The 18,248-nt window shown below is 50.5% G+C and carries 18 protein-coding genes; 8 read left to right on the plus strand and 10 right to left on the minus strand.

The window, feature by feature from the left end; genetic code table 11:
- Positions 1-102 precede the first annotated feature (102 nt).
- Together EJN92_RS07720 and EJN92_RS07725 are read right to left on the minus strand one after the other, a co-directional pair.
- Positions 103-1,392 carry a GMC family oxidoreductase N-terminal domain-containing protein gene (locus EJN92_RS07720; RefSeq protein ID WP_126127281.1) on the minus strand — a complete coding sequence of 430 codons (1,290 nt, stop codon included), beginning with the start codon at positions 1,390-1,392 and terminating at the stop codon, positions 103-105.
- A 7-nt stretch (positions 1,393-1,399) separates the two neighbouring features.
- Positions 1,400-2,224 (minus strand): hypothetical protein, encoded by an 825-nt coding sequence (locus EJN92_RS07725; RefSeq protein ID WP_126127282.1) that lies wholly within the window; start codon positions 2,222-2,224, stop codon positions 1,400-1,402.
- Positions 2,225-2,549: 325 nt separating this feature from the next.
- On the opposite strand from EJN92_RS07725, the gene EJN92_RS07730 reads away from it, so the two are divergent.
- The 3 genes from EJN92_RS07730 to EJN92_RS07740 all read left to right on the plus strand — a co-directional run bounded on the left by EJN92_RS07730 (position 2,550) and on the right by EJN92_RS07740 (position 4,425).
- Positions 2,550-2,951, plus strand: a complete 402-nt coding sequence (locus tag EJN92_RS07730; protein ID WP_126127283.1) for a hypothetical protein — start codon at positions 2,550-2,552, stop codon at positions 2,949-2,951.
- 17 nt (positions 2,952-2,968) lie between these two features.
- Positions 2,969-4,069 (plus strand): radical SAM protein, encoded by a 1,101-nt coding sequence (locus EJN92_RS07735; protein ID WP_170174887.1) that lies wholly within the window; start codon positions 2,969-2,971, stop codon positions 4,067-4,069.
- A 104-nt stretch (positions 4,070-4,173) separates the two neighbouring features.
- On the plus strand, positions 4,174-4,425 hold the full coding sequence (locus EJN92_RS07740; protein WP_126127285.1) for a hypothetical protein: 252 nt from the start codon (positions 4,174-4,176) through the stop codon (positions 4,423-4,425).
- A 208-nt stretch (positions 4,426-4,633) separates the two neighbouring features.
- On the opposite strand, the gene EJN92_RS07745 is transcribed toward EJN92_RS07740, so the two are convergent.
- The 3 genes from EJN92_RS07745 to EJN92_RS07755 form a co-directional block, all read right to left on the minus strand.
- Positions 4,634-5,101, minus strand: coding sequence for a carboxymuconolactone decarboxylase family protein (locus EJN92_RS07745; RefSeq protein ID WP_126127286.1), 468 nt, complete (start codon positions 5,099-5,101; stop codon positions 4,634-4,636).
- A gap of 92 nt (positions 5,102-5,193) precedes the next feature.
- A complete protein-coding gene (sigJ, locus tag EJN92_RS07750; RefSeq protein WP_126127287.1) occupies positions 5,194-6,063 on the minus strand; it encodes an RNA polymerase sigma factor SigJ in 870 nt (289 codons plus the stop codon).
- A 433-nt stretch (positions 6,064-6,496) separates the two neighbouring features.
- Positions 6,497-6,847: a hypothetical protein gene (locus EJN92_RS07755; RefSeq protein WP_126127288.1), complete on the minus strand. Its 351-nt coding sequence runs from the start codon at positions 6,845-6,847 to the stop codon at positions 6,497-6,499.
- On the opposite strand from EJN92_RS07755, the gene EJN92_RS07760 reads away from it, so the two are divergent.
- Positions 6,842-8,032: a M20 aminoacylase family protein gene (locus tag EJN92_RS07760; RefSeq protein ID WP_126127289.1), complete on the plus strand. Its 1,191-nt coding sequence runs from the start codon at positions 6,842-6,844 to the stop codon at positions 8,030-8,032. The two genes, EJN92_RS07755 and EJN92_RS07760, sit on opposite strands and share 6 nt — an antisense overlap.
- Positions 8,033-8,156: 124 nt before the next feature.
- On the opposite strand, the gene EJN92_RS07765 is transcribed toward EJN92_RS07760, so the two are convergent.
- The 5 genes from EJN92_RS07765 to EJN92_RS07785 all read right to left on the minus strand — a co-directional run bounded on the left by EJN92_RS07765 (position 8,157) and on the right by EJN92_RS07785 (position 13,832).
- The gene (locus EJN92_RS07765) at positions 8,157-9,833 is read right to left on the minus strand and encodes a methyl-accepting chemotaxis protein (protein WP_126127290.1); all 1,677 of its coding nucleotides are present in this window, start codon (positions 9,831-9,833) and stop codon (positions 8,157-8,159) included.
- Between the two features lie 86 nt (positions 9,834-9,919).
- On the minus strand, positions 9,920-10,330 hold the full coding sequence (locus EJN92_RS07770; RefSeq protein WP_126127291.1) for a type 2 periplasmic-binding domain-containing protein: 411 nt from the start codon (positions 10,328-10,330) through the stop codon (positions 9,920-9,922).
- Positions 10,331-10,340: 10 nt separating this feature from the next.
- Positions 10,341-11,603 carry a hypothetical protein gene (locus EJN92_RS07775; RefSeq protein ID WP_126127292.1) on the minus strand — a complete coding sequence of 421 codons (1,263 nt, stop codon included), beginning with the start codon at positions 11,601-11,603 and terminating at the stop codon, positions 10,341-10,343.
- Positions 11,604-12,052: 449 nt separating this feature from the next.
- Entirely contained in the window at positions 12,053-13,579 is a 1,527-nt protein-coding gene (locus tag EJN92_RS07780; protein WP_126127293.1) for a YifB family Mg chelatase-like AAA ATPase, read from the minus strand.
- A gap of 22 nt (positions 13,580-13,601) precedes the next feature.
- On the minus strand, positions 13,602-13,832 hold the full coding sequence (locus EJN92_RS07785; RefSeq protein ID WP_126127294.1) for an accessory factor UbiK family protein: 231 nt from the start codon (positions 13,830-13,832) through the stop codon (positions 13,602-13,604).
- Between the two features lie 343 nt (positions 13,833-14,175).
- Here EJN92_RS07785 and EJN92_RS07790 point away from each other — a divergent pair, with 343 nt between their 5' ends.
- The 4 genes from EJN92_RS07790 (at position 14,176) to EJN92_RS07805 (ending at position 18,202) form a co-directional block, all read left to right on the plus strand.
- On the plus strand, positions 14,176-14,913 hold the full coding sequence (locus EJN92_RS07790) for a TorF family putative porin (RefSeq protein WP_126127295.1): 738 nt from the start codon (positions 14,176-14,178) through the stop codon (positions 14,911-14,913).
- Positions 14,914-14,927: 14 nt separating this feature from the next.
- The gene (locus EJN92_RS07795; RefSeq protein ID WP_126127296.1) at positions 14,928-15,266 is read left to right on the plus strand and encodes a P-II family nitrogen regulator; all 339 of its coding nucleotides are present in this window, start codon (positions 14,928-14,930) and stop codon (positions 15,264-15,266) included.
- A gap of 19 nt (positions 15,267-15,285) precedes the next feature.
- Positions 15,286-16,842 carry an ammonium transporter gene (locus EJN92_RS07800; protein WP_126127297.1) on the plus strand — a complete coding sequence of 519 codons (1,557 nt, stop codon included), beginning with the start codon at positions 15,286-15,288 and terminating at the stop codon, positions 16,840-16,842.
- A 439-nt stretch (positions 16,843-17,281) separates the two neighbouring features.
- A complete protein-coding gene (locus EJN92_RS07805; protein WP_126127298.1) occupies positions 17,282-18,202 on the plus strand; it encodes a foldase protein PrsA in 921 nt (306 codons plus the stop codon).
- The last annotated feature ends 46 nt before the right edge of the window (positions 18,203-18,248 follow it).

The following is an 18,248-nucleotide window of genomic DNA, read 5'->3' on the forward strand; positions in this document are numbered from 1 at the left end:
GGCAAATCAAAAAACTAGGGCGCAAGCGCGCTGCGCCTGCTGGCGGCATTTGCTGCCAGCGACCGCATGCTAGCTGCGTGTACGATTTTTAAACGCAGGCGTTCAGGCGCTGGCGAGATGATCCGCCAGACGTTTGCCCAGACACAACAGGGTCAAGGTCGGCGGTAAGCCCCAGGCTGTCGGAATCACCGAGGCATCGCAGACAAATAGATTTTTGGTCGAACTTTGTAGATCACTGTCGACGCCTGCACCGATACGGATACTGCCACCGGGATGGGCGGCAAAATGCCAGCTCTTGAAAATCTGTGTCGCGCCCGCTTGCCGCAATATTGTGTTTGCCAATGCGACCCCATGCCTGAGCTTTTGCTGGTCTTCCGCCTGTAAAGATTTGTTCACCCAACGCGTCCCTATACTGCCACCGATCTGATCGCGAATTTTCACCATCAGCGTCAAGGTTTTTTGATGTGCCAATAGACGGTCAAAACGCCCGACCTGCATCGCAAAGGCTTGATACATGGGGCGCGGCAAACTCATATCGGCCAGCATGATGCCTGCTTCTGGCAAGTGCATGCCGGCCGCCATCGGCACCTCGGCACCCGCGTGCAAACCTTGCAGGCTGCCCATCACCGCCACCACCGGATCGCTGAAATGGCTAGCACCCGCGGCAAGTAAGCCGGAGGCATGCAGCAATTGCGGGCTAGCGATACCGCCAGCGGCCAACACGATACGTCCGGCATACACACGTTGCAAGCGCCCCTCATGTTGATATTCGACCCCGACCGCAGTACTATCTTGCTGCAAAATTTTCCTCACGGTAGCGCCCGTCAACATCTCTGCACCGTCTGCGATGGCTTGCTCTAAAAAATTTCTGGCACTCCATTTGGCCCCATACGGGCAGCCATACACGCAACGCCAACAACCAGTGCGACACAAGGAGGGATAAATCATCTTATCGAGCTTTTGCCAATTGTGGCCTAGGCTACGAGCCGCCTGCAACAATTGCTGCGCGGCCGGGCCCAATAAATTATCAGGCAAAGGAGCTAGCGGTAGCTCGGATTGCAGCGCGCTCAATGCTGCCCGCAGATCGACCCCATAGGCATCAAACAAGGGCAGCGGCGGCGCCATCGCGGTGGCAAAATTAATCGCTGAACTGCCACCGGCGGTGACGCCTTGTACCAGCAAAGAGGCATCCCGATTAAAGTAAGCGCCACGCCCAGGTATCGCTGCGATGGCCGCCATTTGACTGAGCTTACCGGTTAAAGGCGCATTGCTACCCCGCTCTAATATTAAGACGCGTTGACCCTGGCGCGCCATTTCTCTGGCGACCGTGGCACCACCGGGTCCACTACCGATGACGATGACATCAAATAGGTTCTTGTGCGTTGCTTGCATGGCTCTATTATTTTTTGTCGGCAGCGGGCAAACTATACAACTGATGCATTTGCGCTTCTGCCTCCTGCCTATATTTTGCGATCAAGCCCTCTTTCTCCATCTGTTTGAGAGTCGCGCTCAAGCGTGGCAGTAGCGCCAGATGTTTGTGTGCCAGATAGGGATTGAGTGGCACCGGGCTGCTGATGTCAAACAGCTTTTTTAAATCTATAAATTTGGCAAAGTCCTGAGAGTATTGTTCGTTCTCCAGAGACGAACTAACATCGCAAAAAAAGTCGCCATGCCCGAGCTTGAGCATAGCAACACCTTGTAGCGCAGAGTTTGTGGCAGTGAGTTGCCGGGCTGGCAGTAGGGGCGTGAGCTCCTTCTCGCACAGCAGCACGCCGCGCCGATAAATTCCCTGGTAATTGGTATTACGCAAATCCTCTAGTTGGCTCACGCCCGGTATGCTCTTAAGTCCGTACAAAGAAAACACCACTTGCGCGAATACAACATCGACTTGTAAGAGTTCCGGGTGCTGCAATCCATAGGCGGGCGCACGGCTCATCTCGCCGTCGATTTCCCCTTTGCTCATCAATAATTCTAAACGCTTTAAGGGGGCAACTCTTACCTCTAAAGCGATGCCTAAACGGCGGAAAGCTTCGGTAAATATTCTTCTGTTCCAGGAACCGTGTAGTGAGGTGGCCTCGGTATTGGCACCCATGATAAAACGTGTAGGAAGCTCCGTTTCCACTGCATCGGCGGGCACGCAGCAAGACCAAGCTAAGCCAGCAAGCAACAGAGCAAAGCAGATACGCGCGCTCAGCATGCGCGGACCAAGGGCGTGCTTAAGCAATGCAGCGAAGTGTGAGTGCGAGTGCGAGTGTGGGTGCATTCAAGTTTTTTATTTTGACGAAACATGTGCTACCACTGCGAGTATCCCGCATTAGCCTGATGCTTAGCAAGCACGCTGTTACAGCGCTTAGTTCAGGAACTGAGATTAGGCAAAATTTGAGAATGTCAGATTTTCTTGTTTCCATGCACAAACAACAACAAATCTATGCAAAACGACATTTGTATTTAATTAATTTATTGGCATTATTATTCTCATGTCCTAAATTGACTTCGCTAGCATGCCTCGCGCTGCAGCTTATTTTCCAATTTTATATACGAGGTATATGATGACAACTCAAAAATTACGGGGTTCTGAAAAGCTCCTCAGCGCCTGGAAAAACCGCACATTGAGCGAAGAGTCCGTGCGTGAAATAGCCAAGGCACTCGATGAATCCCCGGCCCAGGTACTGGCTGCCAAAGTGATAGGCGGTAGTGATGCAACGGGCGTGCAATTATCCCTTAGTTATTCGGGGGATGATGTGCCACGCTGCGGTAACGATATTTTGTTTTGGTTCAAATGGCATCATATTCACGGCGGTGAAATGCGTCCACCGCGCATCATTATAGACGGCACCCCATTTCCTGATCTGGTACGCATGGAGCTTGATTTTGGTGTGACCAGAGTCGGTCTGCGTGAAGATTTAAATCTGCCTGGGCAACTCAATCGTGAATTAGGTTTGGGTCACTAAATCCTGTGACAAATACAATGGCGCATTCTGCTGTGGACTCACTTGCTCACTCAGCACCGGACTTCATAGCCGGCAGTTGCAATAGCCCGACCGGTGTGGCACCGGTGCTGCAAGTGCATCCTACACGCTTGTGTAATCTGGCGTGTGCGCATTGCTATACCTCGTCCGGCCCCGGGCTCAGGCAGCAGCTCGATATTTCTATGCTGCGCGCTTGCCTGCGGGACGCTGCGCAACTAGGCTACCGCCAGCTCGCGGTGTCGGGCGGGGAGCCACTCTTGTATCCACAGTTAAGCGGCTTATTAGAGCAGGCGCGCGCACTCGGTATGCTGACCAGCATAACCAGCAACGGCATGCTGGCCACGACCGAGCGCTGGGCAACAATTAGCCCCATGCTGGATCTGGTTGCGATCTCTATCGACGGCAATCCTCAGGAGCATGACGCCATCCGCGCTCAGCACGGTGCTTACGCTAAGACCCTGAATAATTTGGCGGTAATCCGCGCCTCAGGGGTGCCCTTCGGCTTCATCTTTACCCTGACGCAATACAATGTCGATAGTTTGGAATTTATTGTGAAATTGGCGGCCGAACAAGGTGCGCGTAGCGTACAAATTCATCCATTAACCTTATCTGGACGCGCGATCGACAACTTGGCCGATGCCCGACCCGATGCGCAAGAGTTGTTTGTCGGTCTAGCGGAGGCGGCCCGCCTTGGCCAGGAACTGGGAGTGGCGGTGCATGTCGATGCGCTGAGCTGGCAACAAGTGCAGTCGTATCGCAGTCATCTGGTGCCGCAACGACCGGTGACGCGTTTGACAGCTGTAGCACCAGTGCTGGTGGTACAAGCCGATGGCATGCTGGTACCGCTGACGCATGATGTCAGCCAAAGATTTTGGCTGGGAAATTTAAATCAAGCATCCTTGGTCTCTTTGGCACAGAACTGGCTGCACAGCGGTAGCGCCGATCAGCTAGCGCTCGTCTGCGAACAAAGCTGGGAGCAGTTAAGCGCGCTGGAACGCCAACAAAGCCCGGCCGTATATTGGTATGACGTAGTGGCAGAGCGTAGTCATCTGCTACCGTCGTCGTCCTTGGTAAGCGCAGGTACTCGGCAAACTGCCTAAATCAGATTTAGCCGATAGGCGCTGAAAGCGCCGCTGTCCCGCTATCAATCAAGTATTATTTGGCTTCCTTTCGCTTTGCCGATACGCTAAGAAAGCCTACTTTAATGGAAGAACAACAATTACTCGGCTTATTGTGGACGATGCTGCCCAGCACTAGCTATATTCTGGGTTCGCTACTATTTGGCATGGTCGGTTTTGTCGCCTATCGCTATGGCAAAAAAAACCAGCGTCCACGCTGCAAATGGCTGGGTGTAGCTTTAATGTTTTACCCCTACCTGATAGGCAGTGACACCCGCCTTTTATATCTGCTAGGCACTGCTTTGTGCGCCGCGCTGTATGTGTATATAGATGAGTAAACGCTAGCCTACATGGCACCGATTACTTAGCTTACACGCTGACATCGCCGACTCATGGATGCCCCTTGCCTGGGCTTTTGGGGCGCTAGCACACCTGCATTTTTTCGCCAATTACCTATACTCCCCATAAATACCTGACAATATCGGCCTATCGCGCACGAATTGAGTGCGCAATGAAAATATACTAAGGGGAGTATAGTGAGTCTAGTTAGATTGCCAGGGCTGCGCGCGGTCTAGGCGCAACGCTTTGTTGGAAGCTGATCGCAATCCGGTTCCAGCCATTCATGAGGGCAATCACAAACCCCAATTCGGCGATCTCTTGCTCATTGAAGTTTTCTTTCAATGCCATGAACAAGGGTTCAGGCGCATGATTTTTGATGATATCGGTGACCGCTTCGGCCCAAGCCAGAGCCGCTTGTTCGCGCGCCGAAAAAAAACTGGTGTCGCGCCAGCTCGATAAATTATTCACACGCTGAAAGTCTTCACCCAGGCGCAACAAATCATGCGCATGTTTATCTATGCAAAAGGCGCAGCCGTTGATTTGTGAAACCCGTAAAAACACCAAATCAATTAGGAGCGGATCCAGACTCGATTCTTGCAAAGCTAAATTGACGCCGTACATGGCTTGATAGGCTTTAGGGGCGAGGCTGGCATACTCAATACGTTGTGCTGACATAGAAGTTTCCTTAAATGGATAATCGGAGCTACCTAGCCAAGACGTTATAGCCTGAGTGTTTGTGACCGACACCCAACAAATAGCCTCGGAAATTAAGATGTTTGCAATTTATCCGGATTACGTACGGTATACAAATGCAGAATTTTCTCGCCATCCGTCGCGATACAGATCACAGCATCGAGCTGACCGTCTAGATAGCGCAATAAGCCAACTTCACCGTTAATCCTGGCCATCTCAAAATGCATGCGCGCGCCGAAGCGTCGCGCCACCACGTGGTACAGCCTGGCGATTCTAGCCGCGCCATGCAAGACGCGATTGACAGAAACCACCTTGCCACCGCTATCTCCAGTCAAACTCGCTTGTTCGTTAAATAACGCCTTTAAAGCCAGATAATTACCGCTGCTGGCAGCCTCGCTAAATTCCTGCAACAGGCGAGTGTGTTGCTCCCGGCTGACAGAAAAACGGGTTTGTGCTTGCGCCAGTCTTTGCTTGGCGCGATGCAGTAATTGTCGACAGCTCGCTTGGGTTTTTCCCAATAAATTGGCCAGTTCAACATATTCCACCTCGAAAATCTGATGCAATAAATAAGCAGCGCGCTCTTCGACTGACAATCTTTCGAGTAAATGCATAAAGGCCAATGAGACCTCATCACTGAATTCTGCCAATAATTCGGGTGTGCGCAACTCTAGCTCGATCAACGGCTCTGCCAGCCAGGGCCCTATATACGCTTCCCGCTCCACTTTGAGCGAGCGCAAGCGATCTATGCAGAGTCGGCTCACCACAGTGACCAGCCATGCCTGTGGACTTTGCAACTGATCGATTTGCTCGATGCTTAGGGCGTGCCAGCGCAAATAGGCTATTTGCAATATGTCGTCAGCTTCTGCGCGCGAACCCAGCATACGATAGGCGATACCATACAGACGGGCGGTATTACCGGTGAAGACGGCGAGACGAGTAGTCACAAATTATTCCTAAGTTGAAGCTGATCTGATGAGACGTAGCAGCTTGCCGATTTGTGACAGAAAAAAGGAAATATTATTTGAGCGCCAAGGCACCTTAAACTGTAGGCAAAAAAATGCCCGCGAACCAGAGGCTGCGGGCTAAATCCAAACCTTAGGAGGTTTTGGAGGAGACAGGTAGAACTTTATAGTAGGCGTAGTTATTTGTCTGCTTTATTGTTTGAATACCGGACATGTGAAATGTGAATATCAAATTCGCGCAAGCACAGCGAATTGTTGCCCGCCACCATAGTGCAATCTGGCCAGAACCAATTGCGAGGAAATTTTTAGGCAAAAAAAAGCCCGCATAGTTTGCGGGCTGAAATCCAAACCTTAGCGGTGTTGGAGGAGACAGGAGAACTATACTGCACTGCGTCAAATTCGCAAATAGTTATTTCTATATATCAATCATGCGATTTATGAATAGCGCTTTCTCAAATGCAGCGGGTTTTTCGTCTAATCCAGAGTGCAGCTTTTTTACATAGAAAAAATGGGCAAAAAAAAGCCCGCATAATGTGCGGGCTGAAATCCAAACCTTAGGAGGTGTTGGAGGAGACAGGAGAACTATATCGCAGTGCAGCAAATAAATCTTCTTCATTTTTTGTATACCAGTCATCATACATATTAATATCTCTATGTTGCCGGGCATAAGCGCAATACCTTGCTCTGCTGTTAATCTTGCAAAAATACAGTAAACTTCCTCCACGCAGCTAAAAACTCCAAAAAAGCCACCGAGAGAGACATGCAATTAATCGATCCCATACTGGCATTTCATGCCGAGTTACAGCAAATCCGACGCGATATTCACGCCCATCCTGAACTCTGCTTTGAAGAGCATCGCACTTCCGGCGTGGTGGCGGCCAAATTGCAAGAATGGGGCATTCCTATTGTGCGTGGCCTGGCCGGCACTGGCATTGTGGGAGTGATCAAACACGGCACGAGTAGCAAGGCGATCGGTTTGCGCGCCGACATGGATGCCCTGCCTATGCAAGAGATCAATAGCTTTGCGCATACCTCGCGCCACGATGGCAAGATGCACGCCTGCGGCCATGATGGGCATACCGCGATGTTGCTGGGAGCGGCACATTATCTATCCCAGCATAAAAATTTCGACGGTACCGTGTATCTGATTTTTCAGCCGGCCGAAGAAGGCGGCGGCGGTGCCAAACGCATGATAGACGAGGGCTTGTTTGATCTCTGTCCTATGGACGCAGTGTATGGCATGCACAATTGGCCAGGGGCGGCGGTCGGTAGTTTTGGCGTCAGAGTCGGGCCTATGATGGCCTCTTCGAATGAGTTTGAGGTGGTGGTGAGTGGTAAGGGCTCGCACGCCGCGCAACCGCATAAGAGCGTTGACCCTATCATGGTGGCGGTGCAAATTGCGCAAAGCTGGCAAACCATTATCAGTCGCAATACCAGCCCGCTAGAATCCGCCGTGCTCTCAATTACCCAAATACACTCGGGCAGCGCCACCAATGTGATCCCTGATCAGGCCACGCTGATCGGTACCGTGCGCGGCTTTACCAGCGAAATCATCGATTTACTAGAGCAGCGCATGCAAGCGGTGGCAGTACACACAGCGGCCGCCTTCGATGCCAAGGTAGAGTTTAATTTCAAACGCAATTACCCGCCTTTGCTCAATCATGCCGATCAAACTGCCTTTGCCGCGCAAGTCATGCAAAGCATCGTAGGCATAAACCATGTCGATGTACAGGTTGAGCCTACCATGGGCGCGGAAGACTTTGCCTTCATGTTGCAAGCCAAGCCGGGATGCTATGTATTTATCGGTAATGGAGAGGGTGAACATCGTGACTTCGGGCATGGCCTAGGACCCTGCAATTTGCATAATCCTAGTTATGATTTCAACGATGATTTACTGCCTATCGGCGCCACCTATTGGGTTAGGCTGGCCGAGGCTTATTTGACGCCTTAAGCGACTGCATATAAATGTGATACTCCACCTCAGTATATTTTTGCAGCCGCATAGATTACGCGCGAAAGCCTGATTTATAAAAAATATGAGGGGAGTATAGTAAAACGCAGTGCTAAAACCTAGTTTAAAACTCTTCCCAATCTTCGCTCACTGCCCCAGCCGCTTTTTTGGCAGGTGCTGGCCGCGCAGCAATTTTTAATGCTGCCGGTTTGTTCGCTGGCTGTTTCACTTGCGGGCTAGCCGCGGCTCTCCGCACTGACGCTGGCGCTTGCATGGAGCCACCCGCCGTTGAGAGTTTAAAGACTTCCAAAGATTGGGTCAGGTGATCGGCTTGCTCTTCCAGCGATTCTGCCGCAGCTGCGGCTTGCTCGACCAGTGCCGAGTTTTGCTGCGTCATCTCGTCCATCTGGCCTATCGCCATGCTGATTTCTTGTATGCCCGCGCTTTGCTCTTGGCTGGCCGAAGTGATTTCATTCATGATATCGCTGACGCGTTTTACCGATGCCACGATCTCATCCATGGTTTGTCCAGCTTGATCGACCAATTGCGATCCGGCATGCACCTTATCGACAGAATCACCGATCAGGGTTTTAATCTCTTTCGCCGCTGCCGCACTACGCTGCGCCAGGTTACGCACTTCCGATGCCACCACCGCAAAACCACGGCCTTGCTCACCAGCACGGGCCGCTTCCACCGCAGCATTCAAGGCCAGAATATTGGTTTGGAAAGCGATGCCATCAATGACGCTAATAATGTCGACAATTTTCTTCGAAGACTGATTAATGTCGGTCATGGTTGCCACCACCTGGCTCACCACTTCACCACCCTTGACCGCGACATTCGAGGCAGTTTCTACCAACTTGCTGGCTTGTCGTGCGTTGTCGGCATTTTGTTTAACCGTGTCGGTCAGGCCTTCCATGGAACTGGCGGTTTCTTCCAGGCTGCTCGCTTGTGATTCAGTACGGGACGACAGATCAGAATTGCCGGAGGCAATTTCACCACTGGCAACCTTGATGGTTTCGGCTGAAATTTTAATATCCGAGACCATATTTTTGAGTCTGTCTTGCATTTCTCTGAGCGCTGCCAACAGGCTTTTATCGTCTTTGTCGTCCATTTCTATCTGCATGCTCAAGTCGCCAGCGGCAACCGCTGCCGCAATTTCTCTGGCATATTCAGGCTCGCCACCCAATTGCTGCCAGATGGTGCGCACCACAAAAAATGAAACTATACCCAGTGCCAAGGTCACGATTAGGGCCACCAAGATGGCGGTGTATAAAACATTGCGTACATTATTACCGCTGCTATCCACGCCGGCTGCAAACTGCTTCTGGGCGGCCTCGACGGTCTTGGCTAAATCGGTTTCGAGTAGCTTGAGGGTGCTCTGCATTTGCGCGATGGCCGCTTGCGGATCGCCTTGCTCGGTGCCCATCATGATTTTTGCTACCGTTAAAGCCGGCGCATAATAGGCATCAAATTCTTTGGCCAGACGCTCTGCCAAGGCTTGCTGCCCAGGTACTTCACCGAGCTTTTTAAACTTTTCATGTACTTTTTTGGCGTTCTCGGCGATGGTATCTATGGCTTTTTTATCGCCTTCACCGACCGCTTGTTTGAGCGCGTCGACAAAACCCTGTACATCATTTTGCAAAGTTTTGGACTTATCCAGCACCGGATAATCGATACTTTCGGTGGTCTTGATAGAGGTAATCGCTGTCGTGGAAAAATACACGCTCACTGCCAGTCCTACGCCAAAAATCACCGTGGAAATTACAGGTAATGCCCATATTCTTCGTTTGATGCTCATTATTTATCCCTATCAGACTGTTTTTAGAAGCCAGCAGGAAGGGCGTTCGCCCTCCCGCTGTGCACTACTGAAGCTTGGCCTACCGTTTAAGGCAGGGTCGCGACCACTTTGACACTGGCATCGACTGCCGATTTCTCTATATATCCGATTGCATTCTGATCTGAGGCGATGGCTTTTTTAACCTCAGCGCTAGATCCATACTCTTTCGGTAAAGTACCCTTGCCTGTAAATACGAGTTTAGACCAAATTGCCTTGACTTGCGATGCTTCTTTGTCGGCCAGTTTTTTGTAAAATTCAGAGCGGATTGCCGAACCTTCAGACTGGTCTATCGGCGTCATGGACGAAGATTTTCCCAGAAAAAATTGCGACGCCTGCTCCGAAGTCATGGATGGTGCAGCGTTTTTGGGGTTGACTACGATGACCACTTCAGCCATCACAGGAAGTGCGCTGGCAGCAAGGGCGACGGCCAATAAAATTGCTTGAGTTATTTTTTTCATCTCGGCCTCCTTAAAATACGAAATCGATAGCAACCGCATACACATTCACAGGACCCTTGAAAGTCGACTTGGCATTGACAAAATTGCCTGGACCTTGTTCTGGCGAGAACCTGTCCATTTGTATCTTGAGTGCCGCCGATTTATAGAAGTCCCAACGCAGACCTATGCTATTGCTAGTTTGGATTGGCGCTTGTGATGTCAAGGCATTTGCGCCTGCACTAAGTCCTAGTAGTTGCGCTTGCAATGCGGGTGGCAATGGTAGAGGACCCGTCGTTGGCAGGCTAGCTATCGTTCTAGCACTATCTTGTTTGACCGAAGCGTGAGTAAAGTAGGGTAAGAATTTACCTATACGATAACCAAACATGGTGTACCAGGAGCTGGTATCTGAGACAGACAGGCTATCGGTGTCGCGTTTGCCGTACTCCGCCTGGACGATGAAATTCTTCCAATCTACCCCTAAGCCTAGTGAGGTAAATGAACCGTGGGTATCTTTTACTTCCAGACTATTGGCGGCGGCGTTCAAGCCAAATGCCGTGTCCAGCGCAGGGTTGGCTGCAAATTTACGCAAACCGCCAACGACAGCATTGACGGAGGCCGAATCTTCAATATTCAAGGTAGTATCGGTGCGACCAAAGCGTAGTGTGAAGGGTCCATTTTCTGCAACTAAATGAATACTAGTCAATTTAGTTGCATCAACAGTGTATTGAGATTTACTCTTTACCGAAGTTTGGCCGACGGCAAATTGGGCGGTAATCGCGGTATCGCCAAATGATTTCTGGTAGACCACGTCGAGGCCATCAACGCTTTCTAAGGGGACTTGGCTGTACATCTCTACCGGCGGACGTAACATGGTGTTGGCATAACCGACATTGCGATAATCAGAAATCATATACACCGGCAGACCGATACGACCAGCACGTACACTCCACTCATCCGAAAACTTGGCTTTGGCGAAAGCCCAGGCAATTTCGCCGACAAATTCATCAACCACCAGTTTGCGCACCAGACCTTGGCCAGTCACAGAAAACATGTCGTTAAATTTGGCAGTGGCTTGTATCCCGAAATTAGAATCTGGACCCGCTTTAGGTTTTTTCTTGACGCCATTGAGTTGGTTAGGGCGCACAAATTCGGCGTCATCGGTATCGCTAAACGTATACGCAGCAGTACCAAAGCCGCTAATGCTAATGGTAGGCGCACTACTAATATCTTCTGCGTAAGCCGAAGAGATGGCGAAAGGAAGGGCGAGCATCGCCAGTAAAGGTTGCACTTTCATAGTTTCTCCAAAAAAATGTTTTTCTATTGTAACTCTCAGGAAACATGCAAACACCGATTGCACACTTTTTAACAATGGATTGCACACTCTAATAAGGGTTTTGCCCTCATCTTAAACAGAACACTTAAGTAGTATTAGCGCAGCTTAGAGATGCACAGTAACAGTGAATAATCCGAAGGAGGATGCACCATGCATGGGATTAGTGTAGTCGCCTGACTTGCCAAATCAAGCCAATTCCAAATAACAACAGATATGCAACAACAAAAGCAATTAAGGGTGTGGGGTATTTGGTAAATAGCTGAAAACGCTGCGCTTTTGATTTATAGTAATCGGTTACTCGTTGAAATATTTTCGTGCATTTTGGGCGAAATATTACATTTCACGATGTGTTCACCTCTGTTTGATCAGCACCAGGTGATTACACAGAGCCAGTACCACTTATTTGGCCACTACTGCCCCAATAAGGCGCGTCTATACTGGATTGCCTCGGCGACATGGCTTTGATTGATTTGTGGCATGTCTGCCAGATCCGCAATGCTGCGCGCCACTTTTAAAACTCTATGATAGGCGCGCGCTGACCAATTCAATTTCTGCATGGCGGTGCGCAATAATTGCTCGCCAGCCGCGTCGGGCTGGCAATAGCGGTCTAATTCTTTGGTGCTGAGCAGATTATTGGCTTTACCCTGACGCGCTAATTGACGCGCAAAGGCTTGCTCCACCCTGAGCTGTATGCGACTACTGGTTTCGCCATCGGCTAGCTTGAGCAAATCGGCATGCGGCAAAGCACCGACATGGATTTGCATGTCGATGCGGTCTAACAAGGGTCCGGAAATTCTATTTTGGTAGCGCGCCACCATGTCCGGTGTGCAGTGACATTTACCATTGCTGTGACCGAGATAGCCACAAGGGCAGGGATTCATGGCAGCTATCAGTTGAAATCTAGCCGGAAAATCGGCTTGTTTAGCCGCACGTGAAATCGTGATGTGGCCAGACTCTAAAGGTTCACGCAAGACTTCCAGCACCTTGCGATCGAACTCGGGTAGTTCATCGAGAAATAATACGCCCCGGTGCGCCAGTGAAATTTCACCAGGACGTGGCGTGCCACCACCACCAACTAAAGCAACTCCGGAGGCAGTATGGTGCGGCGCGCGGTAGGGTCTAAGCTTCCATTTATCGATAGAAAAACCGCCACTCAGAGATTGCACGGCCGCTGATTCCAGGGCTTCCTGATCCGTCATGCTGGGCAAAATTCCGGGGAAGCGCGCTGCCAGCATGGATTTCCCGGTGCCTGGCGGTCCGACTAAAATCAGACTATGACCACCTGCCGCTGCCACTTCCAGCGCGCGCTTTGCTTGTGCCTGCCCCTTCACGTCAGAAAAATCGGGATAGCTCTGGCGAACTGCGACATGACTCAGCTGATGCCGGCTCAGCCTTGTTTCTGGATCGCTAGCGGCGAAGTGGGCGCAAACTTGCAGCAGTGAATCGGCGGGATAAATAAGCGCCTCCGCGACCAGCGCTGCCTCAGCCGCGCTAGCTCTGGGTAAAATAAATGCCCGTGCTGTCTGGCCGCTATTTTCCGCGCCTTTGCAAATTGCAAAAGTCATCGCCAGCGCACCGCGCACCGGCCGTAATTCGCCCGATAAAGATAACTCACCGGCAAATTCGTATTGATCTAAACAGTCAGCGGGGATTTGCCCAGATGCCGCCAAAATCCCTAGCGCAATAGGTAAATCAAAGCGCCCCGATTCTTTCGGTAAATCGGCCGGCGCTAAGTTGACGGTGATGCGTTGCGCGGGAAAATCGAAGCGCGCATTTTGTAAGGCCGCCCTCACCCGGTCTTTAGATTCTTTGACTTCAGTCTCGGGCAAACCAACGATAGTAAAACTGGGTAAGCCATTGGCCAGATGCACTTCTACCGTGACTTCAGGGGCGTCCATACCACTGAGGGCGCGGCTTTTGAGTACGGCGAGTGCCATGGCCGAGGCGTGGGCTTACTGCTTATTTAGCTTCTAATTGGGCCACGCGCGCTTCCAGTTCTTCTAGCTTGGCCCTAGTCTTGGCCAATACCTGCGCCTGTATATCAAATTCTTCACGCGTCACCAAATCGAGCTTGGAAAAACCTTGGCTCATCATGGCCTTGACATTTTTTTCTATGTCTTTTGCCGGAGAGTTTTCCAGGGCCTGATTGATTTTAGCTTGCATGTCAGAAAAGAAATTTTGCTTATCCATGGTATTCCTTATAAAGTGGTTTTTACTCGTCATTTGCACATTTTTGGTGCGTAACTTTTACAGCAGCTCAGATGTAACGCTTTAACTTGGTGCGGGATTACAGAGTCTAGATGTTTTAAATAATATTTTACTATTATTTTGAGTCAGCTTGATGCTTATCATAGCGTATCGCAGCTCAAGTACTAGGTCTTTTATACACTTCGCCACCCTCTCTACACTGGGAAACGAGCAGCATATCCGCGTATTTTTTGTATGTTTTCAATACTTGGCACGAGTTCTGCTTATACAAAATCAAAAGCAAGAAAATCTTTCCATTTGTTATACAACCAAAAGAGGGAACGCAATGAAAAAACTACTACTCTGTGCCGCAGTTGCAGCAGCTTTCACTGGCAGTCTGGCGTATGCCGAAGAGGCTAAGCGTGACAATGAATTTAGTTTCAATCTTGGTGCCGTTAGTGACTACCGCTATCGCGGCATCTCACAATCCCGTCTGGAACCAGCCGTGCAAGGTGGTGCGGATTACACCCACAATCCTAGTGGCTTTTATGCCGGTACTTGGTTGTCTAGCATTAAATGGATCAAAGATGCCGGTGGTAGTGGCAATCTTGAAGTGGACGTGTATGGCGGTAAAAAAGGCGAAATCGTTCCAGGTGTGTCTTACGATGTCGGTGTACTTTCCTATGTTTACCCATCCAATGGCTTAGCGGTTGATGCCAATACCACCGAAATCTACGGCCAAGTTGGTTATGGCCCAGCGTATATCAAATACTCGCACGGCGTGACGAATCTGTTTGGCTTTGATAACAGCAAAAACAGTGGCTACCTTGATCTGGGTGCCAATTTTGAAGTCGCCCCGGGTTACACCTTGGGTCTGCACTACGGTCATCAATCTGTGAAAAATAATAGTGCAGTTGCCTATGACGACTGGAAAGTCGGCGTGAATAAAGAATTTTTCGGTGTGAATTTTGGTCTGGCCGTAATCGGTACCAATGCCAATGAAAAATTGTATGTTACGCCAGCGCCAGACAATAAATTCACAGGCAAAACCGCTGTCGTTTTGTCCGCAGTTAAAACATTCTAAACTTCGAGCCAACCATGAAACTAATTACCGCAATTATCAAACCCTTTAAGCTCGATGAAGTGCGTGAAGCACTGTCAGCGATTGGTGTACAGGGCATCACCGTGACCGAAGTAAAAGGTTTCGGCCGTCAAAAAGGACACACCGAACTGTATCGTGGTGCCGAATACGTGGTCGATTTTTTACCTAAGACCAAGATCGAAGCAGCGGTCGACGATAGCATCGTAGACCGCGCAATCGAGGCGATAGAAACCGCAGCCCGCACCGGCAAAATTGGTGACGGTAAAATTTTCGTCTATTCACTAGAACAAGTAGTGCGTATCCGTACCGGTGAAACCGGCAACGACGCGCTCTAATCGGCCACAGGGGACATCCATGAAAAAACTATTTACACACCTGCTTGCTGCCAGCGCTTTGCTACTGTCTGCCAGCGTATTTTCTTCTGCCATGGCGGCCGATGAAGTCGCTGCCGCTTCGGCAGTAGTAGCATCTGCGGTCTCGGCACCAGCCTCTGCTGCTGCAGAAGTTGCAGCAACTCCAGTCGTCACCAGTGCACCAGCCGTTGAGGCCAGCGCCGCATCGGCCGTCGCGACTCCGGCAGCCGTGCCAAACAAGGGCGATACAGCCTGGATGATGGTCTCGACCTTGTTGGTGATTTTGATGACTATCCCAGGCCTGGCCTTGTTCTACGGCGGCCTGGTACGCTCTAAAAACATGCTGTCTATCCTGATGCAAGTGTTCATGATTTTTGCTGTGATCATCGTATTGTGGTGTGTATATGGGTACTCCCTGGCTTTCACCGAAGGTGGAAGATTCATAGGCTCGTTTGACCGTCTGTTTTTGCAAGGCATCTGGAATCCGGCTACCGCCAGCTTCTCGACTGCTGCTACATTCAGCAAAGGTGTGGTCATCCCTGAGTTTGTCTATGTCGCCTTCCAGGCAACTTTCGCAGCGATTACTTGCGGTCTGATCATCGGTGCTTTCGCTGAGCGTGCTAAGTTCACTGCGGTCTTGTTGTTCGTGGTCTTGTGGTTCACTTTCAGTTATTTACCAATTGCCCATATGGTCTGGTTCTGGACTGGCCCAGATGCAATTAAAGATGCAGCAACCTTAGCCACAGAAACAGCCAAAGCCGGCTTCTTGTTCCAAAAAGGTGCTCTCGATTTCGCCGGCGGTACCGTGGTTCATATCAATGCGGCGGTAGCCGGTTTGGTGGGTGCTTTCCTGATCGGCAAACGGGTTGGCTACGGTAAAGAAGCAATGGCACCGCACTCACTGACGATGACTATGATAGGCGCGTCCCTGTTGTGGGTGGGCTGGTTCGGTTTCAATGCCGGTTCGGCACTCGAAGCGGGTGATATCGCAGGTCTGGCTTTCATCAATACCTTGTTAGCCACTGCCGCTGCCACAGTATCTTGGGTGTTTGGCGAGTGGATGTCGAAAGGTAAGCCCTCCATGTTGGGTGGTGCTTCCGGTGCGGTTGCTGGCCTGGTAGCGATCACTCCAGCCTGCGGTTTTGTTGGCCCTATGGGTGCCTTGGTAATCGGATTGCTGGCTGGTATCGTTTGCCTGTGGGGTGTGAATGGTTTGAAGCGCTTACTCGGTGCCGATGATTCTCTGGATGTATTCGGTGTGCATGGCGTCGGTGGTATTTTAGGTGCCTTGTTGACTGGTGTATTTGCTGCACCAAAATTGGGTGGTCAAGGGATCATGGATTACGTGACCAACAAAATGTCGGCGGATCCTTACTCCATCATCGATCAAGTCACAGTACAGGCAACTGCAGTCGGCACCACCATCTTGTGGTCGGCGCTAGTCTCCATCGTTGCCTTCAAATTGGTTGATCTGGTAGTTGGCCTGCGCGTCCCTGAAGATGAAGAGCGTGAAGGTCTGGACATCACTAGCCACGGCGAATCTGCTTATCACTCTTAATCTAGTCCTAAGCGCAGTTTTACCATAGCTGGTATCCGCTAGTCCTGCTCAGAGCGCAGGGCTAGCTTTTATAAGCACCTCTTGTAGGTGCTTTTTTTATGCGCGCAAGCATTCAATTCTCAATAGTGCCTGCCCGCTCGCGCATATTCCATGCGGGTCTGCGGCCATGCCAGCCTGCAGGGCGCATGGAATATGCGCTCTGGAGCATGCCTATAAAAAATCTGTTTCAACTGGGTGCTGGGGACGCGGATACTGCCAACCAGCGGCGACCGCACTCGCCTTAGCAGCGTAAAAATCAAAAAATCCGTAACAAAAAGTGAGTTTTGTGTAATTTATCTCAATCGCGAGTAGAATTCGCTGTCGTTTTTCATTCAAGCTGCAAGTGCGTAGAGTGTTGCGCCCTGCAAACCAAATAGCTCACCCATAAAGGAAGATAAAGATGTTGATCAAGTCCCGCGTCGTACTGACTAGTGCTGTTGCGCTGTTGGCCTTAAGTGCCTGTAATTCTAAAGACGCCGATAAAACTGCTGCTGCCGGTGCGAGTACCAGCCCTGCTGCGGTTGCCGCTACCGTGAACGGTACAGCGATTAGCCAGAAACAAGTTGAGATGATCTTGAAACAGCAAGCCAGTCAAGGCATGCCAGACAATGCTGAATCTCGCAAAATGATTATCGACAATCTGGCCATGCAATTGATCGTGGCGCAAGAAGCGGCTAAAAAAGGTCTGGATAAAACACCAGACGTTGCCGATCAATTAGAAATGATCAAGCAATCGGTCTTGGCAGACGCTTATGTACAAGACTACATGAAAACCAACACCGTTACCGATGAGATGTTGACGGCCGAGTACGACAAGATCAAGGCACAAGCGGCTGGCAATCAGTACAAGGCGCGCCATATTTTGGTAGAAAAAGAAGCCGATGCGAAAGACATCATCGCCAAGCTGAAAAAAGATCCTAAGGCCTTTGAAGCACTGGCTAAAGCAAAATCGAAAGATCCAGGATCTAAAGACAAGGGTGGCGATCTGGGCTGGTTTGATCCACGCGGCATGGTGCCGGAATTTGGCGCTGCCGTGGCCAAACTGGAAAAAGACAAGTTCACCGAAGAGCCAGTCAAATCGCAATTCGGTTACCACGTGATCATGTTGGAAGACACTCGTGCTAATCCTATTCCTACACTGGAACAAGTCAAGCCACGCCTGACGCAGCAAGTACAGCAGCAAAACATGAAGAAGATGCTCGACGACATGAAGGCTAAAGCCAAGATCGAGATCACTGCAGCCCCAGCGGTCGCGGCACCAGCCTCGGCTACCGCAGCAACGCCAGCTTCAGCTCCTGCTGCTGATCCTGCCAAGAAATAATCAGCGCCTGGCGGTGCATGTATTGTTAGACTAGCCTGCGCTGAAA

Origin of the sequence: Undibacterium parvum (assembly GCF_003955735.1) — a bacterium.
Taxonomy (GTDB): domain Bacteria; phylum Pseudomonadota; class Gammaproteobacteria; order Burkholderiales; family Burkholderiaceae_D; genus Undibacterium; species Undibacterium parvum.